The 25,461-nt window shown below is 74.2% G+C and carries 20 protein-coding genes; 11 read left to right on the forward strand and 9 right to left on the reverse strand.

What is annotated here, in order from left to right; all coding sequences use genetic code 11:
* Nucleotides 1-2: 2 nt before the first annotated feature.
* Both ACFWUY_RS06585 and ACFWUY_RS06590 read right to left on the reverse strand, forming a co-directional pair.
* Nucleotides 3-752, reverse strand: coding sequence for a dolichyl-phosphate beta-glucosyltransferase (locus ACFWUY_RS06585; RefSeq protein WP_384102738.1), 750 nt, complete (start codon nt 750-752; stop codon nt 3-5).
* A gap of 555 nt (nt 753-1,307) precedes the next feature.
* The gene (locus ACFWUY_RS06590) at nt 1,308-2,078 is read right to left on the reverse strand and encodes a glycosyltransferase family 2 protein (RefSeq protein WP_384102740.1); all 771 of its coding nucleotides are present in this window, start codon (nt 2,076-2,078) and stop codon (nt 1,308-1,310) included.
* Nucleotides 2,079-2,243: 165 nt separating this feature from the next.
* Here ACFWUY_RS06590 and ACFWUY_RS06595 point away from each other — a divergent pair, with 165 nt between their 5' ends.
* The 6 genes from ACFWUY_RS06595 (at nt 2,244) to ACFWUY_RS06620 (ending at nt 10,005) form a co-directional block, all read left to right on the forward strand.
* Complete coding sequence (locus ACFWUY_RS06595) at nt 2,244-4,085, forward strand: glycoside hydrolase family 15 protein (protein WP_384102742.1); 1,842 nt, start codon at nt 2,244-2,246, stop codon at nt 4,083-4,085.
* Between the two features lie 112 nt (nt 4,086-4,197).
* A complete protein-coding gene (locus ACFWUY_RS06600) occupies nt 4,198-4,431 on the forward strand; it encodes a hypothetical protein (RefSeq protein ID WP_384102744.1) in 234 nt (77 codons plus the stop codon).
* A gap of 159 nt (nt 4,432-4,590) precedes the next feature.
* Nucleotides 4,591-5,661: a phosphatase PAP2 family protein gene (locus tag ACFWUY_RS06605; RefSeq protein WP_384102746.1), complete on the forward strand. Its 1,071-nt coding sequence runs from the start codon at nt 4,591-4,593 to the stop codon at nt 5,659-5,661.
* A gap of 45 nt (nt 5,662-5,706) precedes the next feature.
* Entirely contained in the window at nt 5,707-7,929 is a 2,223-nt protein-coding gene (locus ACFWUY_RS06610; protein ID WP_384102748.1) for an NADP-dependent isocitrate dehydrogenase, read from the forward strand.
* Nucleotides 7,930-8,023: 94 nt separating this feature from the next.
* Entirely contained in the window at nt 8,024-8,317 is a 294-nt protein-coding gene (locus ACFWUY_RS06615; RefSeq protein ID WP_384102750.1) for a hypothetical protein, read from the forward strand.
* A gap of 110 nt (nt 8,318-8,427) precedes the next feature.
* Nucleotides 8,428-10,005: a sigma-70 family RNA polymerase sigma factor gene (locus tag ACFWUY_RS06620; RefSeq protein WP_384102752.1), complete on the forward strand. Its 1,578-nt coding sequence runs from the start codon at nt 8,428-8,430 to the stop codon at nt 10,003-10,005.
* 12 nt (nt 10,006-10,017) lie between these two features.
* Here the strand turns inward: ACFWUY_RS06620 and ACFWUY_RS06625 are convergent, their stop codons facing one another.
* The 4 genes from ACFWUY_RS06625 to ACFWUY_RS06640 form a co-directional block, all read right to left on the reverse strand.
* On the reverse strand, nt 10,018-11,016 hold the full coding sequence (locus ACFWUY_RS06625; RefSeq protein ID WP_384102754.1) for a CAP domain-containing protein: 999 nt from the start codon (nt 11,014-11,016) through the stop codon (nt 10,018-10,020).
* A 159-nt stretch (nt 11,017-11,175) separates the two neighbouring features.
* Complete coding sequence (locus ACFWUY_RS06630; protein ID WP_384102756.1) at nt 11,176-12,048, reverse strand: universal stress protein; 873 nt, start codon at nt 12,046-12,048, stop codon at nt 11,176-11,178.
* Between the two features lie 162 nt (nt 12,049-12,210).
* The gene (locus ACFWUY_RS06635; protein ID WP_384102758.1) at nt 12,211-13,668 is read right to left on the reverse strand and encodes an acyl-CoA dehydrogenase; all 1,458 of its coding nucleotides are present in this window, start codon (nt 13,666-13,668) and stop codon (nt 12,211-12,213) included.
* Between the two features lie 168 nt (nt 13,669-13,836).
* Nucleotides 13,837-14,292: an RrF2 family transcriptional regulator gene (locus tag ACFWUY_RS06640; RefSeq protein ID WP_384102762.1), complete on the reverse strand. Its 456-nt coding sequence runs from the start codon at nt 14,290-14,292 to the stop codon at nt 13,837-13,839.
* A 590-nt stretch (nt 14,293-14,882) separates the two neighbouring features.
* Between ACFWUY_RS06640 and ACFWUY_RS06645 the strand changes: the two genes are divergently transcribed.
* Nucleotides 14,883-15,743, forward strand: a complete 861-nt coding sequence (locus ACFWUY_RS06645) for a glutathione S-transferase C-terminal domain-containing protein (protein ID WP_384102764.1) — start codon at nt 14,883-14,885, stop codon at nt 15,741-15,743.
* Between the two features lie 60 nt (nt 15,744-15,803).
* Here ACFWUY_RS06645 and ACFWUY_RS06650 read toward each other — a convergent pair whose 3' ends face one another.
* Nucleotides 15,804-16,841, reverse strand: a complete 1,038-nt coding sequence (locus ACFWUY_RS06650) for an NAD-dependent epimerase/dehydratase family protein (RefSeq protein ID WP_384102766.1) — start codon at nt 16,839-16,841, stop codon at nt 15,804-15,806.
* A 164-nt stretch (nt 16,842-17,005) separates the two neighbouring features.
* On the opposite strand from ACFWUY_RS06650, the gene ACFWUY_RS06655 reads away from it, so the two are divergent.
* Together ACFWUY_RS06655 and ACFWUY_RS06660 are read left to right on the forward strand one after the other, a co-directional pair.
* Nucleotides 17,006-17,248, forward strand: coding sequence for a DUF5133 domain-containing protein (locus tag ACFWUY_RS06655; RefSeq protein ID WP_384102768.1), 243 nt, complete (start codon nt 17,006-17,008; stop codon nt 17,246-17,248).
* Between the two features lie 219 nt (nt 17,249-17,467).
* Nucleotides 17,468-19,864 (forward strand): ATP-binding cassette domain-containing protein, encoded by a 2,397-nt coding sequence (locus ACFWUY_RS06660; RefSeq protein WP_384102770.1) that lies wholly within the window; start codon nt 17,468-17,470, stop codon nt 19,862-19,864.
* 144 nt (nt 19,865-20,008) lie between these two features.
* On the opposite strand, the gene ACFWUY_RS06665 is transcribed toward ACFWUY_RS06660, so the two are convergent.
* Nucleotides 20,009-21,322, reverse strand: coding sequence for a D-alanyl-D-alanine carboxypeptidase family protein (locus tag ACFWUY_RS06665; RefSeq protein WP_384102772.1), 1,314 nt, complete (start codon nt 21,320-21,322; stop codon nt 20,009-20,011).
* Between the two features lie 333 nt (nt 21,323-21,655).
* Here ACFWUY_RS06665 and ACFWUY_RS06670 point away from each other — a divergent pair, with 333 nt between their 5' ends.
* Complete coding sequence (locus tag ACFWUY_RS06670; RefSeq protein ID WP_384102837.1) at nt 21,656-23,641, forward strand: NAD-binding protein; 1,986 nt, start codon at nt 21,656-21,658, stop codon at nt 23,639-23,641.
* 289 nt (nt 23,642-23,930) lie between these two features.
* Nucleotides 23,931-25,136, forward strand: a complete 1,206-nt coding sequence (locus ACFWUY_RS06675; protein WP_384102839.1) for a cytochrome P450 — start codon at nt 23,931-23,933, stop codon at nt 25,134-25,136.
* Nucleotides 25,137-25,169: 33 nt separating this feature from the next.
* Here ACFWUY_RS06675 and ACFWUY_RS06680 read toward each other — a convergent pair whose 3' ends face one another.
* Nucleotides 25,170-25,415: a hypothetical protein gene (locus ACFWUY_RS06680; RefSeq protein ID WP_384102774.1), complete on the reverse strand. Its 246-nt coding sequence runs from the start codon at nt 25,413-25,415 to the stop codon at nt 25,170-25,172.
* Between the last annotated feature and the right edge of the window lie 46 nt (nt 25,416-25,461).

A 25,461-nucleotide genomic window follows, 5' to 3' on the forward strand; every position in this document is an offset into this window, starting at 1 on the left:
AATCACCGGGCCACTGAGATGCGCAGGAGATCGGCCATCGAACGCAGTCCGTCGCGCCGTACCGAGAACGTCGAACCGGGTACGTCGTGCCAGACCACCGGCACCTCCACGACGTCCCGCCCGGCACGGACGATCCGGGCGAGCAGTTCCACGTCGAAGGCGAAGCCGTCGACGTGGCAGTCGCGCACGACCGCGCGGGCGAGCCGGCCGGAGAAGAACTTGAACCCGCACTGGGTGTCGGTGACTCCGGGCAGCGACAGACGGGCGAGCGTACGGAACAGCAGGCCGCCGCCCCGCCGCAGGGCCGACTGCTCCACTTCGAGGCGGGCGCCCGGCGCGTGGCGCGAGGCGATGACGGCGCCGTGCCCCGCCCACAGGAGTTCCATCACCCGGTCCAGGGTCTCGACGGGGGTGGCGTTGTCGGCGTCGGCGAAGCCGATGAACCGGGCCGAGGAGGTCTCGATGCCGCGCCGGACCGCCGCGCCCTTGCCCTGGTCGCCGCAGCCGATGGCGTGGACGGGGACGGGGGATCCGGTGAAGCGCTCCAGGACGTCGAGGGTGCCGTCGGCGCTGTTGTTGTCGACCACGACGACCGCCGAGGACCATGGTCGCTCGGACAGGTAGTCGACGGTGGCGGCCACGGTCGACGGCAGTCGGCGCTGCTCGTTGAAGGCCGGGATCAGCAGTTCCAGTTCCACCGGCGGACGGACGAGCCGGCGGGGGAGCGGTGCGTGCGCGCGTGCGGCGGTCATCACGCCTCGCCTCCTCGGGGGAGGGCGCGGGGCGCGGGGCGCACGGTCGCGCGGGGAATCGGTGTGGGGGCCGCCGGGGTGGGGCGCGCGGCGGCGTCACGTGGTGCGGTCGGTCGTGGCGCCGCGGCTGGTCCGGCCGACCCGGACGACCCGCCGGAGCCGCGGCTGCGGCGTGCGGTGCGGGTTCGGGATGTACGGGCACGGCGTCGGCGCACGGCGCCGTGCGGCCTGCACGTCCGGCTCCGGGACGGAGGGACGGCGGCGGTGACCCGGTCGGAAGCCCGGCGTGCCGGGTGGTGGGCGGAGCGACGGAGCGAGCGGTGCCGGGCATCGGCGGGGGGCCAGTCGGTCACCCGCCGCAGAGGATGCGGTCCGGGTGCCGCCGGCGCTCGGCCGAGGGGGGTGGAGGTCACGACGAGCCTCTTCCGGCAACCGACCCTGCCGAGGGCCCACGCTCGCGGTCCAGGGTCTGTCTGGTGGATTTACCTATCCTGAAATGGCGCTCTGTCCTGAAATGATGCTGTTTCCACGGTTAGCACCCCTAAGGGTGGTTCGTCAACCGGAGGAGCCGTGGAGCGAGCGGTGCGCGAGCCGCGACAGGACGTTGTGCGGCCGTTCGTCGAGGAGGGTGCCGAGGATGCGGGCGCCGTCACGGGCGGTGCGGAGGTGTGACGGACCGTGTCGGCTCGGCAGTTCGCGACTGGGCACCTCGGCGACCCGCAGCCCGTAGTGCAGGGCGTGCGCGACGAGTTCCGCACCGAGTTCGACACCGTCCTCGCGCAGATCGAGGAGGTCCACGAAAGACCGCCGGAAAGCACAGAAACCGAACCAGAGATCGGTCAGGTGCTGGCCGTACAGCCGGCGGGCGACCCGGAGCAGCGCGCGGTGACCGAGGCGTCGCGAAAGCGGATAGTCGGCGAAATCCCCGCCCGCGATGAACCGCGACCCCTTGACGAAGTCGTAACCGCTTTCCAAGTAGTGCAGATAATGCGGGATCTCGCGCGGCGACATGCTGCCGTCGGCGTTCATCAGCACGACCAGGTCCCCGGTCGCCGCGAGCAGTCCGGCGTGCGGGACGTCGCCCCGGGCGGAGTCCCAGGGCCCGAGGCCGCGCACGGTGAGACCGGCATGGGAACGGTCGTCCCCGGCCGGCCCGCCCAGCAGGACCACGTCCCGCACGCTCGACGGCACTTGGTCGAGGAGGGGGCCGAGTGCCGGTCCTGGGGCGCCGCCGGGCCGGACCGTGAGGACGAGGCTCACCGTGCCCGCGCCGGAACCGGGTGCGCGGTCCGTCGAACGCCGCAGGGGATGCGCGTCGCTGCTCATGGGTACGGCCCTCCGCGCGGCGGTCCCGCGTTCTCCGGAAATCCCGTACTTCTCAGAGTCCTGCGCCGGAATGGTCCCGTCAAGAACGGCGGAACAATATGCGGGCACCCGGAAAGCGATTCCCGACCGATCGCCCGTGGTTCCCGAGAGGCATACAATCCGGTCATGGCAGGGCGAATTGAGGACTACGCCCTCATCGGTGACCTGGAGACCGCGGCACTCGTCGGGACCGACGGGTCCGTCGACTGGTGGTGCGCTCCGCGCTTCGACTCGCCCGCCTGTCTCGCGGCCCTCCTCGGCGATCCGGGACACGGCCGATGGCTCCTCGCCCCCGTGGGCGACAGCCGTTGCACACGCCGGAGTTACCGGGGTGACACGCTCGTCCTCGACACCGTATGGGAGACCATCGGCGGAACGGTCAGGATCACCGACTTCATGCCCCCGCGCTCGCCGAGCGAGGACTCCCCGAGAATCGTCCGCGTCGTCGAGGGCATCGCCGGACGGGTCGCCGTACGCGGCGAGTTGAGCGTCCGCTTCCACCACGGCAGCATCGTGCCCTGGACCCGCTCGCTGGACCGCCACACCGTCGCATCGGTCGCCGGACCCGACGCCGCCTACCTCTCCTGCGGACCCGGAGTCGAACTCGACGTCACACCGGACCGCACCGCCTTCGAGTTCACCGTCACGGCCGGTCGACGGGTCGCGTTCGTGCTCGGCTGGCGCCCCTCGCACGTGCCGCCCCCGTCCGCCGCCTCGCCCGCGGACATCGACGCCGCCCTCGCCCGTACCCTCGCCTTCTGGAACGACTGGGCCGCCGCGCTCCGTTACGAGGGGCCCGCGCGCGAGGCCGTCATCCGCTCCCTGCTCACCCTCAAGGCCCTCACGTACGCCCCCACCGGCGGCGTCGTCGCCGCGGCCACCGCGTCCCTGCCCGAGTCCATCGGAGGGCAGCGCAACTGGGACTACCGCTTCTGCTGGCTGCGCGACTCCACCTTCACGCTCTCCTGTCTGCTGCGCGGCGGCTACCGGGGGGAGGCGCTCGCCTGGAACGACTGGCTGGTCCGCGCCGTCGCCGGCGACCCCGCCGACCTCCAGCCGCTGTACGGGGTCGAGGGGCAGCGGGGGCTTCCCGAGACGTACGCCGACTGGCTTCCCGGCTACGAGGACTCACGCCCCGTCAGGTTCGGCAACGCGGCCGCCGGCCAGTTCCAGCTCGACATCTACGGCGAGGTCCTCAACACCGTCTACTCGGCCGTCAGGGCCGGGGTCACCCTCGACGCCTCGGCCTGGGCCCTGATGGCCTCGCTCCTGGAGTTCCTCGGCGAGCGCTGGCAGGAGCCGGACGAGGGCATCTGGGAAGTCCGCGGCCCCCGCCGCCACTTCGTCCACTCCAAGGTGATGGCCTGGGTCGCGGCCGACCGCGCCGTCCGCCTCGCCCGCGTCGCGGGGCTCCGCGGCTCCCTCTGTCGCTGGAAGGCCCTGCGCCGCGATCTGCGCGCCGAGATCTGCGCCCGCGGCTGGAACGACGAACAGGGCTCCTTCACCCAGTACTACGGCGGCCGCCAGGTCGACGCCACCGCCCTGCTGATCCCCCGGCTCGGCTTCCTGCCCCCCGACGACGCCCGGGTGCTCGGCACCGTACGGGCCATGGAGCGGCTCGACGACCACGGCTTCCTGCGCCGCTACGGCGACGTCAGGGACGGCGGGACGCACGAGCTCGACGACCTCGGCGGCACCGAAGGGGCCTTCGTCGCCTGCACGTTCTGGTACGCCGACGCGCTCGCCGCGACCGGCCGACCCGACGAGGCCAGGGCCGTCTTCGAGCGCGTCCTCGACGTCCGCAACGACGTCGGCCTCCTCGCCGAGGAATGGGACCCGGTGGCCGGCCGTCAGCTCGGCAACATGCCCCAGGCGCTCAGTCACGTGGCGCTGGTGAACACCGCGTTCACGTTGTACGGGTCGCGCCGCCACGACCGTACGCCCTCCCGTCACCTCGCTGTGGCATGATCGCGCCGGCTTCCGGCGGGGCGCCGGGAGAACGGGGGGCACGCATGGACGGGTACGTCGTCATGCCGAGCGCGCCGGCGCTCCTTCTCCCGGCCCCCGGTACGACGGCGGTATGGCGGCACCGCGCACCGGCTGGGTCGCGTCCTGGCAGCGGCGGCGCGTCTTCCGGCCGGCGCCGTACGGCCGGGGCCGGCGCATGATCGCCGCGGCGTTCGCCTCCCGGGCGGGCGGGCGGTTCGCGGGCGACCGCGCCCTCCGCGCCGGCCTGGGCGTGGCCTCCGTCCTCGGGCTCCTCGGCGGCTTCGTCCCCCTGATCCTGTCCCAGCGCCCCCGCCAGGACCACTGAGCCCGCCTCCGCCGCCGTCGGGACCGCTGCCCCGTCCCGGCCGTGGCCGGGGCACCCTGCCCGCACCCGGCCGCCGTCGTCGGTCGTCCTGCCCGTCCCGGCGTGTCGTTCGGGTGCCTCCAGCGGGCGGGGCCGCCGCGCGTGGGTTCGAATCGGGGCATGGCTTCCTACGACAGGTCCCGCGCGGGCGGCTCCCCGAGGCCGCCGAAGACCGGTGACACCTGGTGGTACGCCGCCGTGGCGGGCGAGGCGCCCGGCTCGTTCACCACACGCGTCCGCACCCGGACCCGGCGTGCCTGCCTCGGCGCCGTCCTCGTCCTCACGGTCGTCTACGCGGGCCTCGTGCTCACCGCCACCGGCCGCCGCTGGGGCGACGCCGCCGTGACCGGCCGGCGCGCCGACGCTGTCGCCGTCACCCTGCTCCGCGAGCACCCCTCACTCGCCGGGCTCACCACCCTCTCCCTGGTCCTCGGCTGCGTCCTGCTGCTCGCCGTCGGCCTCATACGCAAGCGGTACGCCCTCACCGGCATCGCCGCCGGCGCGGTCGTCACCGCCCTCGCGCTCACCGGCCTGCTCCAGCGGTACGCGCCCCGACCCCGCCTCCTCGACACCGGCGGGGCGCTCGTCCCGAGCGGCTTCCCCAGCGCCCAGACCACGCTCGCCCTGGGCATCGCCCTCGGCCTGGCCCTCGTCGTCCCGTACCGGCTGCGCGGCCTCGCCGTCGGCGCGGGCACGCTCTGGGCCGTCGCCGTCGGCACGTACACCATCGCGGCCGGCCTGCACCGGCCGGGCGACGCCATCGCCGCCGTCCTGGTCGTCCTCGCCGTCCACTGCGGCTGCGTCGCCCTCCTCGCCCGCAAGGGAAAGGTGCGCCCCGGCGCCCGGCTCGGCCCCGCCGCCGGTCTCCCCGCGACCCTGCCGCTCGCCCTCATCGCCGCCGCCGGCCTCGGCGCGGGCATCTGGCTGCTCGGCGCCACCCTCACCCTGCCCGCCACCGCGCCCTACGACCCGGCCGAGCTCCGGCTCGCCCACCGCTGCGGCCAGGCCCTCGCCGCGGGCGTTGCCGCCGCAGCGGGGCTGCTCCTGCTCGCCCTGCTCCGCCGCGTCGAGCTGGAGAGTCCCCCGGTCCCGTACCGGATGGGCGGGCCCTTCGTCGAGGCCGCGGGAGTGCCCGCGGACGGCGAGCTCGTGGACCCCTTTACCGAGGACCTCGATCACGAGATATCTTGATGTCGAGCAATCTCGCATACGCAGACGTGGAGCTGGAGAACCCTGGTGACTGACTCGACCATCATCTACACCCACACTGACGAGGCGCCCGCCCTGGCGACGTACTCGTTCCTGCCCGTGATCCAGGCGTATGCCTCGCAGGCCGGCGTCACGGTCGAGACGCGGGACATCTCCCTCGCGGGCCGCATCATCGCCGTCTTCCCCGAGTTCCTGGAGGAGGGCCAGCGCATCGCCGACGCCCTCTCCGAGCTCGGCGACCTGGCCAAGACGCCCGGCGCCAACATCATCAAGCTGCCGAACGTCTCGGCGTCCATCCCGCAGCTGAAGGCCGCGATCGCCGAGCTCCAGGCGCAGGGCTACGCCCTCCCGGACTACCCGGACGACCCGCGGACGGACCAGGACAAGGACGTCCGCGCCCGCTACGACAAGATCAAGGGCTCGGCCGTCAACCCGGTCCTGCGCGAGGGCAACTCCGACCGCCGCGCGCCCGCCTCGGTGAAGAACTACGCCAAGGCCCACCCGCACCGCATGGGCGCCTGGACCCCCGAGTCCAAGACCAACGTCGCCACCATGAGCGAGAACGACTTCGCCTCCACGGAGAAGTCCGTCGTCGTCACCGAGGACGACACCCTCCGCTTCGAGTTCACCGCCGCCGACGGCACCACCAGCGAACTCCGCGAGCCGCTGAAGGTCATCGCCGGCGAGGTCGTCGACGCCGCCGTCATGCGCGCCGCCGCCCTGCGCACCTTCCTGAGCGAGCAGGTCGCCCGCGCCAAGGCCGAGAACGTGCTCTTCTCCGTGCACCTCAAGGCCACGATGATGAAGGTCTCCGACCCGATCGTCTTCGGCCACGTCGTGCGCGCCTTCTTCCCGGCGACCTTCGCCAAGTACGGCGAGGTCCTCGCCGCCGCCGGCCTCTCCCCGAACGACGGCCTCGGCGGCGTCCTCAAGGGTCTGGACTCCGTCCCGCACCTGGGCGAGGAGATCAAGGCCTCCTTCGAGGCCGAGCTCGCCGCGGGCCCCGCCCTGGCGATGGTCGACTCCGACAAGGGCATCACCAACCTGCACGTGCCGTCCGACGTCATCGTCGACGCCTCGATGCCGGCCATGATCCGCACCTCCGGCCACATGTGGGGCCCGGACGGCCAGGAGGCCGACACCCTCGCGGTCCTCCCGGACCACAGCTACTCCGGCGTGTACCAGGTCGTCATCGACGACTGCCGCGCCAACGGCGCCTTCGACCCGTCGACCATGGGCTCCGTCCCGAACGTCGGCCTCATGGCGCAGAAGGCCGAGGAGTACGGCTCCCACGACAAGACCTTCGAGATCGCCCAGGCCGGCACCGTCCGCCTCGTCGACTCCGCGGGCAACGTCGTCCTGGAGCAGGAGGTCGCCGAGGGCGACATCTTCCGCGCCTGCCAGACCAAGGACCTGCCCATCCAGGACTGGGTCAAGCTCGCCGTCACCCGCGCCCGTGCCACCGGCGCCCCGGCCGTCTTCTGGCTGGACGAGAACCGCGCCCACGACGCGCAGCTCATCGCCAAGGTCAGGACGTACCTCGCCGATCACGACACCGAGGGCCTGGACATCAGGATCCTGTCCCCGGTCGAGGCCACCAAGTTCTCCCTGGAGCGCATCCGCCGCGGCGAGGACACCATCTCCGTCACCGGCAACGTCCTCCGCGACTACCTGACCGACCTCTTCCCGATCCTGGAGCTGGGCACCAGCGCCAAGATGCTGTCGGTCGTCCCGCTGATGGCGGGCGGCGGCCTCTTCGAGACCGGCGCCGGCGGCTCCGCCCCGAAGCACGTCCAGCAGCTCGTCAAGGAGAACTACCTCCGCTGGGACAGCCTCGGCGAGTTCTTCGCCCTGGCCGCCAGCTTCGAGCACCTCGCGACCACCACGGGCAACTCCCGCGCCCAGGTCCTCGCCGACACCCTCGACCGCGCCACCGGCACCTTCCTCAACGAGGACAAGTCGCCGACCCGTCGCCTCGGTGGTATCGACAACCGCGGCAGCCACTTCTACCTGGCCCTCTACTGGGCCCAGGAGCTGGCCGCCCAGACCGCGGACGCGGAGCTGGCCAAGGCCTTCGCCCCGCTGGCCGAGACCCTCGCCGCCAACGAGCGGAAGATCGTCGACGAGCTCGTCGCCGTCCAGGGCTCCCCGGCCGACATCGGCGGCTACTACCAGCCCGACCCGGCCAAGGCCGCGGCCGTGATGCGCCCGTCCGCCACGTTCAACGAGGCCGTCGCCTCCCTCGCCTGACCGGCACGAGACCCGTACCGCCCCGGCCGGAACTCCTCCGGCCGGGGTGGCCCTGTCAGTGGCGCATCCGCCGTCCGGGTGTGAACCTGGATGGATGAGCTGGGCATCTTGGACGACCGCCGGTGTCTACACCGGGCGAGGTGGGGTGCTGACCGACGAGGCCGGTGTGGTCACGGGCGATCTGACCGTGCACACGACCTGGGCCGACGGTGAGGCACGCGTGGCCGTGCAGTACAGCGGCGCATCCGACTGGTTCACCATGTCGGGGAGTCCCGTTCCGTGCGCGACGGAGGAGGAGAGCCGAGATCTCCACGACGTCATCGTGGCAGCCGTCCGAGGGGGGAACAGGGCCACGGTCCCGACCCTGCCCGCGGCACCACCGGTGTAGGGTCCACGCGTCACGCACACGCGTCACGCACCGGAGAGAAGTGTTATCCCTCCCGCACCCACGGGTCTCCGAACGACGGGGACTCGGACCAGGGATGAGGGAGCAGATCCATGCACAGCGACGAGCGCCGCACCACCGCGCTTGTGGAGGCGGCCAGGGCCGGTGACGCGCACGCCAGGGACGCGCTGGTACGCGCCTACCTGCCCCTCGTCCACAACATCGTCGGCCGCGCCCTCGACGGCCACGCCGACACCGACGACATCGTCCAGGAGACGATGGTCCGCGCCCTGGACGGCCTGACCGGTCTCCGGGACCCGGCCCGCTTCCGGTCCTGGCTCGTCGCCATCGCCATGAACGGGATACGGCGCCGCTGGCGCGAACGCCAGCAGGCACCCGTGCCCGGCCTCGACCTGGCCACGGAGCTCGCCGACCCGGCCGGCGACTTCACCGAGGTCACCATCCTCCGGCTCGGCCTCTCCGGACAGCGCCGCGACGTCGCCCGCGCCACCCGCTGGCTCGACGAGGACGACCGCGAACTCCTCGCCCTGTGGTGGCTGGAGGCCGCGGGCGAGCTGACCCGCGCCGAACTCGCCGAGGGCCTCGGCGGGATCTCCCCCCAGCACGCCGCCGTCCGCGTCCAGCGGATGAAGGAACGCCTCGAAACCGGCCGGGCCGTCGTCCGCGCCCTGGACGCCGTACCGGAGTGCCCCGGCCTCGCGGAGACCGTCACGGACTGGGACGGCCGCCCCTCCCCGCTCTGGCGCAAGCGCGTCGCCCGCCACCTGCGGAGCTGCGCCGTCTGCACCGCCCGGGTCACCGGCCGCCGCGGCCTCGCCCCCGTCGAAGGCCTCCTCGTCGGCCTCGGCCTCGTGCCCCCGCTGGCCGTCGGGCTCGGAGCCGGCGACTCCCTCGAGCCGGTCGCTCTCGCGGCCGGGGACGGCGGCGCCCGCGAGCCCGCCGCAGGTGCCGGGGACGGTCACACCTCCGCCCTCGACCCCGTCGTACGCGCCGGGGACGGTCACACCCCCGAACCCGTCGCCTTCGAGACCGTCTCCCGCCGGGCACCGCTCCGGCGCGCCGGGCTCGCCGGAGCGGCGGCCGTCGCCGTCCTCGGGGCGGTCACCCTCCTCGTACCGCCGCAGGAGCCACACGCGCGCGTGCAGCCCGGCAGGCCCGCCGCAGCGCCCCCGGCGACCCCTTCCCCGGCCCCGACGACCCCGACCCCGGTCGCCACCGTCGCCGCGCCGGCCCCGACGACCACCCCGCCCGCGCCGCGCCGCACCCCGCGTCCGACGCCGACGCCCGACACCGAGGAGCGGGTGACCGGACTCGTCAACCTGCTCCGGGCGGCGGCGGGCTGCGCGCCGCTGCGCATCGACCCCCGGCTCACCGAAGCGGCCCGCGGATACGCCCGGGACATGGCCGCGCGCGGCTACTACGGACACGCGAGCCCCGAGGGGGACTTCGCGGACACCCGGATCACCGCCGCCGGTTACGACTGGAGCGCCTGGGCCGAGAACCTCGCCCGGGGGGCGACCGATCCGGCGTCCGTCGTCGACGACTGGACGGACGGCGCGATGCACGAGGAGAACATGCTGGACTGCCGGTACCGGGACACCGGAGTGGCGTCGGTGCACGGTCCCGACGGCACGATCTGGGTGCAGAAGCTGGCCGCTCCCGCCTCCTGACCCCTCCGGGGCTCAGCGCTTGGCGCCGAAGTCCTGCACCCACCAGGGGCCGTCGGCGGTGAGGGCCACTCCGACCCCGATGTCCTTGAAGGAGCAGTTGAGGACGTTCGCCCGGTGGCCGGGACTCTCCATCCAGTCGTCCATGGCCTGGGCGGGGGTCTTCGGCCCCCGGTGGATGTTCTCCCCCCAGGTCGACCACGCGTACCCGGCGTCGCTCATCCGGTCGCCCGCGTCACGGCCCTCCGGGTTCTCGTGCTTGTAGTAGTCGCGGGCGGCCATGTCGTCCGCGTGCCCCTGGGCGGCGGCCCGCAGACGGCTCTCGTCGCGGAGCGGACCGCAACCCGCTTTCTCCCGTTCGGCGTTGGCGAGGGCGATCACGTCCCGGACGAGCCGCGAGACCTTCCCCGCCGGAGCCTCGGCTCCCGTGGCCGCGCCCCGCTGCCGACCCTGCTCCCCGGGCCGTGCGGGCTGTTGTTCGCGCAGCCGCTCCGCCACCGCCATGGGTTCCACCCGCGCGGGCGTGGGCCTGGCCGACGGGGCCGGCGCGGTTTTGGCAGTGGGTGCGTCCGAAAGGGTGGCCGGATCGGCGGCGGGTACGGCGGCCGGGGGACGGGCGGGCGGGGAGGCCAGGTACACCCCGGTCGCCACCGTCAGCACGGCGGCCGTGGCTCCGGCGGCGATGACGGCGGTGCGGAAGGACGGACGGCGGGGCAGGGACCGCCGCGCCCCGCCGTCCTTGCGGTGCCGGCCGCTCGCCAGGTCGCCGACGGCCGCCGCCGGATCCTCCACCGGTACGGGCTCGCCCACCGGCCCCTCGGCGAACGGGACCGGATACGCCAGGTGCTCGCCGTGGGCGCGGTCACCGGAGTACGCGGTGCGGCCGGTGTGTTCGGCGTACGGCACGTGCTCGCCGTGCTCGGCGGGTTCAGGGCCGTCAGGGTGACCGGGACGGCCGGGGTGCTCGTGATGACCGTGGTGCTCGGAGGGACCTGGATGGCCGTGGTGCCGCATGGAGCTCCGCTCTCTCGCCGTGGTCGCCGGACGGTCCGGCGCTGGGGAGAGCCACCGGGGCGACGGCGGTAACTCTTTCCGGCCCCGTCCGCCCCGACACTCCTCGTCAACGTGGCGCGTCAACCCGACGCGCTCGCCGGATCGACCATGAGAACCCTTTCAGTCCTGCGGGACGACCGCCACCGGACAGGGCGCGAGGTGGAGCGCCGCGTGCGCCACGGATCCGATCCGCGGCCCGACGGCCCCCCGCTTGGCCCGGCGGCCGACCACCAGGAGCTGGGCGGCCCCCGAGGCGGAGAGCAGCACCTGACCGGCGCTGCCCAGCTCGACGTGCTCGGCGACCGGCACCTCCGGGTGGCGCTCGCGCCACGGTGCCAGCGCCTCGCGCAGCGCCTTCTCCTCGTACGGGACGAGCCCGCCGGCCTCGTCGGCGAGCCGCATCGAGGCCGGGCTGTACGCGAACAGCGGAGGCAGGCTCCACGCGCGCACGGCCCGCACGGAGGCTCCGCGCGCGGCGGCGGTCTCGAAGGCGAAGCGCAGCGCGGCGGCGCTGTCCTCCGGGCCGCCGAGCTGCCCGACGACCACGTGCCCCGTGGGCGGTTCGGCCGGCTCGCCGTCACGGGACCTGACGGCCACCACGGGGCGGCCGGCGGCGGCGATGATCTGCTGCCCGTACGAGCCGAGCAGGAAGCCGGCCACGGCCCCGTGGCCGCGCGAGCCGATGACGAGCATCTCGGCGCGCTCCTCGGTGCCGAGCAGCGCGGCGGCCGGCGTGTCGGGGAGCACCTCGGCCGTGAGGTCGAGCCCCGGGTAGCGCCCGGCGACGGTGGCCGCCGCCTCGCGTACGACGGCGTCCGCGACGCGCTCCTGGGAGGCGCGGTCCTGGACCAGGGGGAGGTCGAGCGGTTCCCAGCGCCAGGCGTGCGCGAGGCGCAGCGGGAGCCCCCGGTGGAGGGCCTCGCGGGCGGCCCAGTCGGCCGCCGCGAGACTCTCCGGGGAACCGTCGACTCCTGCGACGATCTCACGACTCATCAGAAGGCCTCCGTACATGCGGTGTCGGGCCCGCCGGAACGGCGGGCCCTCATCCTCCCAGCCTGGGCCGGTCGGTGGCCCGGTGGGAGGGCCGGACGTCCCGACATGCCGGTCCCTCCGTCCTTTCTCCCGGTCCTCCGGTCCGTGCGGTGATCGCCCCGGTCAGGCCAGCAGGGTGAGCCGTGCGTGGGTGCCGTTGAGGTAGTGGTCCCCGATGTCACGGAGGCGGTGGGCCGCCTGGGTGGGGGCGGTGAGGGTGCGGGCGTTGCGCCAGAAGCGGTCGAAGCCCGGGCCGCCGGCGCGGACGTCGGCGCCCGCCGTCCCGTCGACGAGTTCGAGGACGCGGGTGGTGATGTGCACGGCCGCCCGACCGGTGACCGCCTCGGCCGCCGCCACCAGGACGGCGATGTCGGCGCGTTCCTCCACGCCGAGGGACCGGGCGGCGAGCAGACCGCGAGCGAGGGCGTCCGTCGCCCGCTCCACCACCGCGGCGGCGGCGTGCGCGGCCGTCGCCAGCTCCCCGTAGGCGAGGAGGAGGTACGGGTCGTCCCCGGCGGCGACCGGTACGGAGCCGTCCGTGGCCGGACCGCCGGCCGGTGCCTGTCCCGCCTGCCCGGCCCGGCGGAGGTCCCGGGCCTCGGCGAGCGCCCCCTCCGCGATGCCGAGGGCGACCTGGACGAGGAGCAGCCGCAGGACCTGCGGGGCCAGGGTGGTGAAGGGGGCGACGGCGTGCTCGTCGTGGGGGAGGATCCCGAGGACGTCCTCCGGCGCCACCGGGACCCGGTCGAAGGTGACGGTACCCGCGCCCGTGAGGCGCTGGCCGACCCGTTCCGGCCCGGCGTCGGTGAACACCCCCGGCCGGGCCGGGTCCACCAGGACGACGAGCAGCTCGCCCGTGCCGCCGGGGCGGGCCCCGACGACGAGCCGGTCGGCCACGGTCACGGCGGAGGCGAAGGCACGGCTTCCGTCGAGGATCCATCCGTCGCCCTCGGCGGCGGGGGTGAGCACGAGTCCGGGTCCGGTCTCGTCGCGCGGTGGTTCGACGCCGCCGGCGAGCAGCCAGCGCTCCTCGGCCGCGCGGACGTCGAGGGCATGGGCGTCGAGGGCGGGGACGTCGGGCGCGGGGACGTCGAGCGTGGGGACGTCGAGCGTGGGGCCGGTGGCGCGCCCGGCGCCCGACCCGTCCGTGGGGCCGACCGGACACCCGCTGCCGGACTCCCGTTCGGTGCCGGGCTCCTGCGCGGCGCCGAAGAAGCGGCTGGTCCAGGACAGCGCGTAGTGGTGGGCGAGGAGTTCGCCCACGGAGCTGTCGGCGGCGGAGATCTCCCGTACGACCGCACACGCGGCCCGCCAGTCGGCGCCCCGCCGGTCCGGTCCCGGCGCGGTGAGCAGGGTGGGCAGGCCGGCCTCCTGGAGCCGGGCGACCTCGTCGGACGGCGCCTTCCCTGCCCGGTCCCGCGCGAGGGCGTCGAAGGCCAGGTCGTCGGCGAGTTCACGGGTGACACGGGGCCAGATCTCGTCGTCGGCGGGCCGGTCGGCCGGATGGCCGCCCGGAACACCGACCGGTCCTGAGGTGGTGCGTATCGCTGGTCTCTTCGGCGATTTCCTCGGCGTACTCACGTCACCTCACATGATCCCCAGTATCCCCATTGGAATAGTAGGGATAGTGGCAGAGGGAATGCTCCGGCCCCAAGAGGCGTCCACAGGGTGGACGCGGGCGTCTTGGAAAGTGGGACGAGATCAAGTCGGAGCGGATTGCTCCCGGTTGGGCCCGGTCGGATCCGGCGGTCAGGGGTTGGTCCAGGCCTCCGGGTCGTCCGCGAGCGCGACGATCCCGGCGGGCAGTTCGGCCGCCGCCACCTCCGCGAGGGACACCCCGAGGACCTCGCGGACACTCGCCCTGAGGGCGATCCACAGGGTGAGCAGCGATTCGGCCGGTCCGGTGTACGACAGGTCCGGGGGCCGGTCCCCCCGGACGGACACCAGGGGGCCGTCCACGCAGCGGATGACCTCCGCGACCGAGATCGACTCGGCGGGCCTCGCCAGCCAGTAGCCGCCGTTGCCGCCGCGCTGGCTCTGCACCAGACCGCCCTTGCGCATGTCGCCGAGGATGCCTTCGAGGAACTTGTGCGAGATGCCCTGGCCCTCGGCGATGGCCTCGGCCTTCAGCGGTCCCGCGTCCTGGGCGGCGGCGAGCTGGAGGGCGGCACGCACCGCGTAGTCGGCCCTGGCTGAAATGCGCATGCGCGCATTATCCCGTACGGAGGGAGAGCCGACCCGTACCGCACCCTTGACGTCGTCCGCGACCGGTCGGACACTCGGGACGGGAAGCCGAGTGAACAGGTAGGAAATCATGGGACGCAGCGGCCGGCGGGACACCGTACTCGCCGCACCCCTGCCGCGACCTCTGCCCCTCACCTCCCGCCGTCACATCGATCTGCTGCGGGTCTGCAGCGCCGCGAGTCGCCGCTCCCGCCCGGGTATCCGTCCCACCCGCTGAGACGCCCGTCCGCCGTGGAAACCGGTCGACCGGGACCACCTGTCGCCGGGATCACCCGTCAGCCGGGATCACCTGTCAGCCGGGATCGCCGTCCGCCGGGACCACCTGTCAGCCGGAACCACCGGTCCGCCGAGACCACCCGTCGGCCGGGGGGGCGCCCGACCGTCGGGACCACCCGCCCGCCATGGACGCCCCGCCCCGCGCATTCCGTCCGTCTCCTCCTTCCCGTATCCCTGCTGCCTCCGGCCCCCGCGGCCGGTGCCGTCCTCGCGCTGCCGCGACCGGCGCCGTCGCGCGCCGCCCGACCCAGCACCGAGCACCCCCAGGGAGAAGCATGTCCGTCGTCCCCTCCTCACTGCTGCCCGTCTCCGCCGTGCCCGCCTTCCGCGGCCGGATCGGCCGCGACATGCGCAGCGGCCACTACGCCGTGCCGCACCGCTACCGTCTCCACGTCGCCCTCTCGGATCCCGACTGTCTGAGCGTCGCCCTCACCCACGGCCTCCTCGGACTCGACGACACGCTCCCGCTCACCGTGCTGCCCGACATCCCCGACACGCCCGACGGCGGGTACGCCGCCCTCCGCCCGCTGTACCAGGCGAGCGCGCACCTCTACGACGGGCCGACCGGCGCGCCCGTCCTGAGCGACGACTGGACCGGACGGATCGTCAGCACCCACGTTCCCGACATCCTCCGCGACCTCGCCCTCCGCTTCGGGGGCGAAGGGCCCGAGCTGCTGCCCGAGGGGCGCCGGGGTGAGATCGAGGCGATCACCGACCTGTGCGAGCGGAGCGTCGACCGGGCCGCCCAGCGGGCCGGCGAGCTCGGACTCGACGGCGAGGCGGCCCACCACGACGCGCTCGCCGTCCTCTTCGCGGCGCTCGGCTCCCTGGAACGCCGGCTCGCCCGTCACCCGTACGTGCTCGGCGACGCGCCGACCGCCGCCGACGTACGGGTCTGGGTCACCCTGGTCCGGCTCGACACCGTCCACCGCCGGCACCTCGACGCCACCGCGATGGACCGGATCGCCGGACACCCGGCCCTGTGGGCGTACGCCCGACGCCTGGCCGCCCGCGCCGAGTTCGCACGCCGGCTCGACATCGACGCGGTCACCCGACGCCACCGCGCCCACTGCCGGGGCCGCGAGGCCGCCGGCGCGGCGATCCGCCTCGTCGACCGGCCCGCCCCGGCCCGCTGACGGCTCGTCCGGGCGCGGGGGCGGTAAGGAGCCCGCCCCGAACGGGCCGGTCCGGACGGGTCAGCCGACGCGGTGGCCCGCCATGGGGCGTGTGGAGTCGCCCGCACCCGCGCGCGCCCCGCGCAGGAACGCCTCCAGGGCCTCCTGGGAACTCCGCTCGGGCTCCCACTCCAGCTCCTGCCGGGCCCGCTCCGTCGCGAGGACCGGCATGTGGCGCAGCGCGTCGAAGAGCCCGGGGGACGCCGGGGCGAGCCGCAGGTGCCAGGCCGCCGACAGGGCGCCCCGTACCGCCGCCGCCGGTACCCGTACCGGCCGGGCGTGCAGCATCTCGCCCAGGGTCGCCCCGTCGATCACCGGATCGGCGGCCAGGTTGAACGCGCCGCGGACGTCCCGCAGCACTGCCCTCCGGTAGGCGTCCGCGGCATCCTCCGTGTGCATGACCTGGAAGCGCAGGCCGTCGAACTCCGGCAGCAGCGGCAGCAGTTCGGGCCGCATCAGCTGACCGGGGAAGAAGCGCCCCGCGAAGATCCGCCGCTGCTCGCTCGCCGACTCCTCCTTGAGGAGGAAGGCCGGACGCATCCGGACCACCCGGATCAGCGGGTGGTCCCGCTCGAAGGTGTCGAGGACCCGCTCCAGATAGGCCTTCTCCCGGGTGTACGCGGCGCCCGGCCAGCCGTGCGTCGGCCACGCCTCGGACACCGGGGCACCCCCGGGCGGGCCGGGGGAGTACGCCCCGACCGAGGAGGCGTACACCAGGGCCGGCACGCGCGCCGCGGCGACCGCGTCGAAGACCCGTACCGAGCCGAGGACGTTCGTCCGCCAGGTCTCCACCGGGTCGTGGGTCGGCCCGAACCGCCAGGCCAGGTGCACGACGGCGTCCGCGTCGGCGACATACCGCTCGAGACGCGGCTCGTCGCCCTCCCGGGAGAGGTCGAGCTCGGCCCACTCGACCCCGGGAAGGTCGAGATCCGGCCGGCGCCGGGCGAGCCCCAGGACCGAGCCGACGCGCGGCTCGTCCGCCAGGGCCCGGACCAGGCTGGTGCCCACATTGCCGGTGGCGCCGGTGACGACCACCCGTGAAACAGCGCTCGGGTTCATGTCTCGACCCTCCGCCACACACGGCCGAAGCGCACGCCGGGCAGCGCCGCGGGCCCGATCCGGAGCGGAACCGCAGGGGACGGCGTCACTCAGTGTGCCCGCGCGGGTCGCGGTTGTGACCGGGGGCCGTGAGTATGAAGCAACTCAGGAGACAGGAGGACACCATGCTGCTGCCCGACAGGAACACGGTCGCCCGGCTGCTCCGGCACTACCGCGCCCAGGAGCGGACCGTGCTGGCCAGACCGTGCGACCTGTCGGCGCGCCGGCGCTTCGAGGACACCGCGTACACCCTGTGCGTCCTGATGGGAGAACGCACCGCCCGCGAGGCCGTCCACGCCGCCGAACACTATGTGGCCGGAACGCGCCCCCCGTCCCGGCAGACCCTGGAGGGCCTCCCGGGGGCCTGAACGGGTCTGAGCAGAACAGCCCTGAGCAGGGCAGGTCTGAACAGGGCAGACCTGTGAGCCGCGCTGATCCACTTCGCACCACGGACGATCAGGATTTGAGAAGCATCGCCTCCCGGCCGCCGCTAGCGTGACAGTCATGGACACCGCGACACGGCCGGCATCGGACCCGCCGGGTCGCGTCCACCCGTGTTTCGGCCCCGCGCGACAGCTGGAGAGACGATGAGCAAGGCCCCCAGGACGGACAAGCAGCCGCCGCACCCGGCCGACCGGCACGACCTGATCCGTGTGCACGGCGCGCGGGAGAACAACCTCAAGGACGTCAGCATCGAGATCCCGAAGCGCCGGCTCACGGTCTTCACGGGCGTCTCAGGCTCGGGCAAGAGCTCGCTCGTCTTCGACACGATCGCCGCGGAGTCGCAGCGGCTGATCAACGAGACGTACAGCTCCTTCGTCCAGGGCTTCATGCCGACCCTGGCACGCCCCGATGTCGACGTGCTCGACGGCCTGACCACGGCGATCATCGTCGACCAGCAGCGGATGGGCGCCGACCCCCGCTCCACGGTGGGCACCGCCACCGACGCCAACGCGATGCTCCGCATCCTCTTCAGCCGGCTCGGCAAGCCGCACATCGGCCCGCCCAGCGCGTACGCCTTCAACGTGCCCTCGGTCCGGGCGAGCGGCGCGATCACCGTCGAGGTCGGCAACAAGAAGGCCGTGAAGGCCACCTTCAACCGCACCGGCGGCATGTGCCCGCGCTGCGAGGGCCGGGGCACCGTCTCCGACATCGACCTCACCCAGCTCTACGACGACTCCAAGTCGCTCGCCGAGGGCGCGCTCACCATCCCCGGCTACACGACGGGCGGCTGGAACTACCGCCTCTACAGCGAGTCGGGTCTCGTCGACGCCGACAAGCCGATCAGCGAGTACACCAAGAAGGAGCTCCACGCCTTCCTCCACCACGAGCCCACCCGCATGAAGATCGCGGGCATCAACATGACGTACGAGGGGCTGATCCCGAGGATCCAGAAGTCCTTCCTCGCCAAGGACAAGGAGGGGATGCAGCCGCACATCCGGGCGTTCGTCGAGCGGGCCGTCACCTTCACCACCTGCCCCGAGTGCGACGGCACACGGCTCGCCGAAGGCGCCAGGGCGTCGAAGATCAGGCGGATCAGCATCGCCGACGCCTGCGCGATGCAGATCAGCGACCTGGCCGCCTGGGTGCGCGGGCTGAAGGAGCCGTCGGTGGCGCCGCTGCTCACCGCGCTCCAGCTGACCCTCGACTCGTTCGTGGAGATCGGCCTCGGCTATCTCTCCCTCGACCGGCCGGCGGGCACGCTCTCCGGAGGCGAGGCCCAGCGCGTCAAGATGATCCGGCACCTCGGCTCCTCGCTCACCGACGTCACCTACGTCTTCGACGAGCCCACCGTCGGTCTCCACCCGCACGACATCCAGCGCATGAACGACCTGCTGCTCCAACTGCGCGACAAGGGCAACACGGTGCTCGTCGTGGAGCACAAGCCGGAGACGATCGCGATAGCCGACCACGTCGTGGACCTCGGCCCCGGCGCCGGTACGGCGGGCGGCGCCGTCTGCTTCGAGGGAACCGTCGACGGACTGCGGGCCTCGGGCACCGTCACCGGCCGCCACTTCGACGACCGGGCCGGCGTCAAGGACGAGGTGCGCAAGCCCACCGGCACCCTGGAGATCCGCGGCGCGACCACGCACAACCTGCGGAACGTCGACGTCGACATCCCTCTTGGGGTGCTCGCCGTCGTCACCGGAGTCGCCGGCTCCGGCAAGAGCTCGCTCGTGCACGGTTCGCTGCCCCATCGGCCGGGGGCCGCGAGCGAGGACGTCGTGTCGATCGACCAGAGCCCGATCCGCGGCTCCCGCCGCAGCAACCCGGCCACGTACACCGGACTCCTCGACCCGATCCGGAAGGCGTTCGCCAAGGCCAACGGCGTGAAGCCCGCCCTGTTCAGCGCCAACTCGGAGGGCGCCTGCCCGACCTGCAACGGCGCGGGCGTCATCTACACGGACCTCGGGATGATGGCGGGCGTCTCCTCCACCTGCGAGGACTGCGAGGGCAAGCGGTTCCAGGCCTCGGTCCTCGAATACCTCCTGGGCGGCCGGGACATCAGCGAAGTGCTCGCGATGTCCGTGACCGAGGCCGTGGAGTTCTTCGGCTCGGGCGAGGCGGGCATCCCGGCCGCGCAGCGCGTCCTCGCCCGGCTCGCCGACGTCGGCCTCGGCTACCTCAGCCTCGGCCAGCCGCTGACCACGCTGTCCGGCGGCGAGCGCCAGCGGCTCAAGCTAGCCACGCACATGGGTGAGAAGGGCGGCGTCTACATCCTCGACGAGCCGACCACCGGTCTGCACCTCGCCGACGTGGAGCAGCTGCTCGGACTGCTCGACCGGCTCGTGGACTCGGGGAAGTCGGTCATCGTCGTCGAGCACCACCAGGCGGTCATGGCCCACGCCGACTGGATCATCGACCTCGGCCCCGGCGCCGGTCACGACGGCGGCCGGATCGTCTTCGAGGGGACGCCCGCGGAGCTGGTGGCCGCCCGCTCCACCCTGACGGGCGAGCACCTGGCCGCGTACGTCGGCGCCTGACCCGTACCGGGCGTACGGACACACCGGCGCCTGACCGTGCGAGCGGTCCGGGACGCGTCGGCGCCTGACCGGACCGGCTTCCGGACACGCCGCCCCTGCCTCCGCGGCCGAGCATCGCCGTGGCGGGAGGGGCGGCGCACGCGGTCAGTCCGCCCGGCGGGCCGCCCTCCGGCGCCGGCCCCACAGGACGAGCGCCGCCGCGCAGGCCGAGCCCACCAGGGCCAGCGGAAGGCCGGCAGAGGCGGTCGGGGCGGCATCCTCTCCCGCCGGGTCCTTGCCGGACGCGACCGCCGCCTCCGCCCCGGCGCGAGGCGCCGCCCGTCCGTCGGCCTTCTCCTCCGCCTCACGTCTGCCCCGGGCCACCGCCACGGTACGGGCGTCCGGCTCCGCCGTCGCCTTCGGCCGTACGGGAAGCAGCGAGCCCACCGGCCGCACGCGTCCCGCCGCCTCGAAGCCCCAGTCGAGGAGTTCCCGCGCCTCCTCGTAGACGGCGAGCCCGCCGCCGCCCTGAGGGTTCATCACCGTGACGACCAGGGTCCGGTCGCCCCGCCGGGCCGCGGAGATCAAGGTGTTGCCCGCGTTGCTCGTGTAGCCGTTCTTGATCCCGATGAGCCCCGGATAGCGGGCCACGCCGTCCGCTCCCGTGAGGAGCCGGTTGGTGTTGGCGATGCCGTACGACCAGGAGCCCGCCGGGAAGTCCGCGTACGCCGTCGAGCAGTACCGGGTGAACGCCGGGTCCTGGAGCCCGGCCCGGCCGAACACGGCCAGGTCGTACGCCGAGGACACCTGCCCCGGGGCGTCGTACCCGTCGGGGGACACCACGTTCGTGTCCAGGGCGCCCAGGGACCGGGCCTTCTCCTGCATCTGGCGGGCCGTCGCCTCCCAGCCGCCGTTCATCGCGGCCAGGACGTGCACCGCGTCGTTCCCGGAGCTGAGGAACACACCGTTCCACAGGTCGGAGACCTTGTACGTGTACCCCTCCTTCACTCCGACCAGGCTGCTGCCGTCCCCGATCCCGGTCAGCTCGGAATCGGCCACGGTGTGCTTCGCGGAGGCGTCGTGGCGGGGGAGCGCGGTGAGGGCGAACAGCGCCTTGAGGGTGCTGGCCGGCGGCAGTTTCCGGTGCGCGTTCCGCGCGGCGAGGACCTCGCCCGACGACGCGTCCGCCACCACCCACGACAGCGCGGAGACCGAGGGCACCGCGGGGGCGCCGGGCAGCCGCTGCACCTGCGTGCCCTTCCGGTCGAGCCGTGCCCGATCGACGTACTGCCGCGCGGGCGGCGTGGGCTCCCCCACCGCGCCGTCCGGGGAAGTCCGCAGGACGGAGGACGCCGCCGGGACGGAGGTGACGGACTCGGTCGGGGTGGCAGGAGACGCGGAGGCCGCCGGAACGGGCAGCACGAACAGCACCGCCGCGGTACCGGCGGCGGCATGACGGACAGCTGACGTGACGATCATTCAGCCACCGTAGGAAGGCGCGGCGGGACCCGCAGATCGGAGTGCGCCGACCGGGGGAGCGGGTGTGGCGTACGGCGGCGCGTCGTGAGCCCGCCCGGGTGGTACGGCCTCCGCCGGCCCGCTGTCGGTGCCGCAGGGCATGCTTGTGACGTGCCCTCATACCCGCACCAGAGCAACACGGTTCCGGCCGGAACCACCGGAGCCGCTCCCGCCGGACCGGCCCCCCTGACCGTCCCGGGTCCCACCAGGCCCTCGGGGGCCCCCGGTGGCGGACCCTCCGGCGCGCCCGCCCTCCGGGCCGATCGGCAACTCCGCCGGCCCCCGGCCGGGCACATGATCGTCTGCGGGGACGACGCACTCGCCCACCGCCTCGCGGGCGAGCTGCACGAGGTGTACGGGGAGCGGGTCACCCTCCTGGTGCCGCACCGGCCGGACGTCCCGCGCACGCCCACCGTCCGGGCGGGCCGGGCGCTGGCCCTCTTCGGGCGGGTCACCGCCGCCGTCACCCGCACCACCAACGGTGTCACCGCCGAGGCGGCCGGCGCCGACGGCGGCGAACCCGCCGGCACCCTCCGTGTCGTCGAGGCCGCGGAGGCCGACGACCGGGCCCTGACGGACGCCGGGGTGGAGCGGGCCACCGCGCTCGCCCTCGTCCACGAGGACGACGAGACCAACATCCGGGCCGCGCTCACCGCCCGCCGCCTCAACCCCCGGCTGCGCCTGGTCATCCGCCTCTACAACCGCAAGCTCGGCCAGCACCTCGAGACCCTCCTCGACCAGGCCGCCGCCGTCGCCGAACCGGGCCTCGACCCCGAGAAGCTCGACGCCGCCACCACGGTCCTCTCCGACGTCGACACCGCGGCCCCCGGCCTCGCCGCGGCCGCCGTCGCGGGCACCAGCAAGGTGGTCCAGGCCGGCGGACTGCTGCTGCACGCCGTCGAGCGCCTGCCCGCCGCGGGCGAGGCCCCCGACCCCGGCCTGTGCACGCTCGCCCTGCTCTCCGCCACGGCCGGCGACCCGGCCGGCTGCGAGGGCTCCGAACGCAGCGGCGACCAGGGCCCCCGGCTGCTCCCCGACGACCGGACCGTGGCCGCCGCCACCGGCCGTGCCGCCGTCACCCTCGAAGCGGTCACCCCGGCGGGGCCGTCGCTCTCGCCCGGCCGCCTCGCCGCCTCCGCGCTGCCCGTCGCCTCCCTCTTCTCCCGCCGGCTCCGCTGGTCCCTGGCCGGAGCGGCGGCCGCGGTCCTCGCCCTCGCCCTCGCCTCCACCCTCACCACCGGCGACCACCCCCTGCACGCCGCCTATCTGACGCTGCTCGACATCTTCGCCATCGGCGACCCGGCCGTCGGGGAGCCGACCAGCCGGCAGGTCCTGCAGATCCTCGCGGGGTTCGTCGGACTGCTCCTGCTGCCGGTGATCGTCGCCGCCGTCATCGAGGGCCTCGGCACCTTCCGTACGGCGACCACCCTGCGCAGGCCTCCCCGGGGGCTCTCCGGCCATGTCGTCCTCCTCGGACTCGGCAAGGTCGGCACGCGCGTCCTCGCCCGGCTCCGGGGGCTGAACATCCCCGTGGTGTGCGTCGAGTCCGATCCGGAGGCCCGGGGCGTCGCCGTCGCCCGACGGCTGCGCGTCCCCACCGTCATCGGTGACGTCACGGAGGAGGGTGTCCTGGAGGCCGCCCGGATCCACCGCGCCCACGCCCTCCTCGCGCTGACCAGCGTCGACATCACCAACCTCGAAGCCGCGCTGTCCGCCCGCGCCGTCAGCCCCGACCTGCGGGTCGTCCTGCGCCTGTACGACGACGACTTCGCCACCGCCGTCTTCCGCACCCTGCGCACCGCCCACCCCGCTGCCCTCACCCGGAGCCGCAGCGTCTCCCACCTCGCCGCACCCGCCTTCGCCGGCGCCATGCTGGGCCGGCAGGTGCTCGGGGCCGTGCCGATCGAGCGCAGGGTCCTCCTCTTCGCGGCCGTGGACGTCGCGGACCACCCGCTCCTGGACGGGCTCACCGTGGCCGAGGCCTTCCACGCGGGCGCCTGGCGGGTCATCGCCCTGGACGGCGGTGCCACGCCCGGCGGTACGGCCGCCACGGGTACGACTACCGGTGGCCCGGCCACCGTGGCGGGCCCCCGGTCCGGCGCGCCGGACCGGGGGCAGAGCTGGCGCCTGCGCCCCGAGCGCGTCCTCGGACCGGGGGACCGGGTCGTCGTGGCCGCCACCCGCAGAGGCCTGGCCGAACTCCTCGGCAGGGGCGGGGGAGCGGCCCGGTCCGGCGACGGCGACGCCCCCGGCAACACCGCGCGAACGGAGGGGGGTTGACCGTAGGATCTGACCGCTCACGCCCACCACGGCCGAACCGACCGACCCGCGTCCGCAACCGAACCGGCCCGTACCCGCAACGGAACCGAACCGACCCATGTCCGGAACGGAACGGAACCGAACCGAACCGTGCGCGGAACCGAGCTGTGGTCTCCACCTCTCGCCCCCGCTCCCTCGCACCCGCTCCCTCGCACCCGTCCCGGTCGAACGGCCCCGCCGCCACCCGCAGTCAGGAGTTCCCTCTGTGAACGCACCGCACAGCGCCGCCCCCGGCCGGCCGCCGTACCGCATGGACCCGGCGGGCGGCTGCCCGCACGCGGCGAACGCCCGGCTGCTCGCCGAGGGCGCCGTCACCCCGGTCGTCCTGCCCGGCGGGATCGAGGGCATGGCGGTGCTCGGCCACGACGCCCTGCGTGACTTCCTCTCCCACTCCGACGTCGCCAAGGGCGCCCAGCACTTCGCCGCCCTCGCCGAGGGCCGCATACCCGACGGCTGGCCGTTGCGGACCTTCGCCACCGTGCCCGGCATGACCACCGCCGACGGGGCCGACCACCGCCGGCTGCGCACCCTCGTCAGCAGCGCCTTCACCGCCCGCCGGGTCGAGGAACTCCGGCCGCGCGTCGAGACGGTCACCGCCGGACTGCTCGACGGACTCGCCGAGGCCGCCAGGACCGGCGGCGGCGTCGCGGACCTGCGCCGCCACTACGCGCTCCCGCTGCCGCTCGGCGTCATCTGCGAGCTCCTCGGCGTCGACCCCGTCCACCAGGAGCGGCTGCACCATCTCTCCAGCCTGGTCGTCGCCACCGACACCGAGCCCGCGCGGGCCGTCGCCGCCAACCGTGAACTCGGCGGACTCCTCGCCTCCATCGTCGGCGAGAAGGCCGCCGCCCCCGGCGACGACCTCACCAGCGCCCTCATCGCCGCCCGGGACGCGGGCGGCGACCGGCTCGGCGAACCCGAGCTGATCGGCACCCTGCTCCTGCTGATCATCGCGGGCCACGAGACCACCCTGAACCTGGTCACCAACGCGGTCCGGGCGCTCTGCGCCCACCGCGACCAGCTCGCCCTGGTCACCGAAGGCCGCGCCGACTGGGCCGACGTGGTGGAGGAGACCCTCCGCTGGGACAGCCCGGTCAGCTACTTCCCGTTCCGCTACCCCACCCGCGACCTCACCGTCGACGGCACCCTCATCCCCCGGGGCACCCCCGTCCTGGCCGGATACTCGGCGGCGGGCCGGGACACGAAGGCCCACGGCCCGGACGCCGACCGCTTCGACCTCACCCGGGCCGGGTCGGTGAAGCACCTCTCGCTCGGCCACGGCCCCCACTACTGCCTGGGCGCCCCGCTCGCCCGGATGGAGGCCGCCATCGCCCTGGAGGCGCTCTTCACCCGCTTCCCCGACCTGGACCTGGCCGTCCCGGAGTCCGAGCTGCCCCGCCACTCCGGCTTCGTCGGCAACAGCGTCCGCACGCTCCCCGTCCGCCCGGGCGGCTGACGGACTCCCGACCCGCGTGGGGACGAGGCCGCCTCAGCCGGCGTGCCCCCACGCGGTCGCGGGGGAGGTCCGCAGGGCCGAGACGAGCCGCAGCAGCCGGCCCTCGTTCCCCGCGAGGCCCGCCGCGCGGAGCGCCTCGTCCGCCTCGGCCATCGGATGCGTGAGCATCACCCCCGCGTACGGGGCGAGCCGTGGATCGGTCAGCACGGCCTGGGTGGATTCGAGCAGCCGCAGGTACGCCTGGGCGGCCGCCCGCTCGCTCGCGGTGATCGTGGTCATGTCGGGCTCCCTCTCGACAGTTCGGCGCTGACCACCCTCTCGTACG

It is taken from the genome of Streptomyces sp. NPDC058664, from assembly GCF_042716635.1.
Lineage (GTDB): Bacteria > Actinomycetota > Actinomycetes > Streptomycetales > Streptomycetaceae > Streptomyces.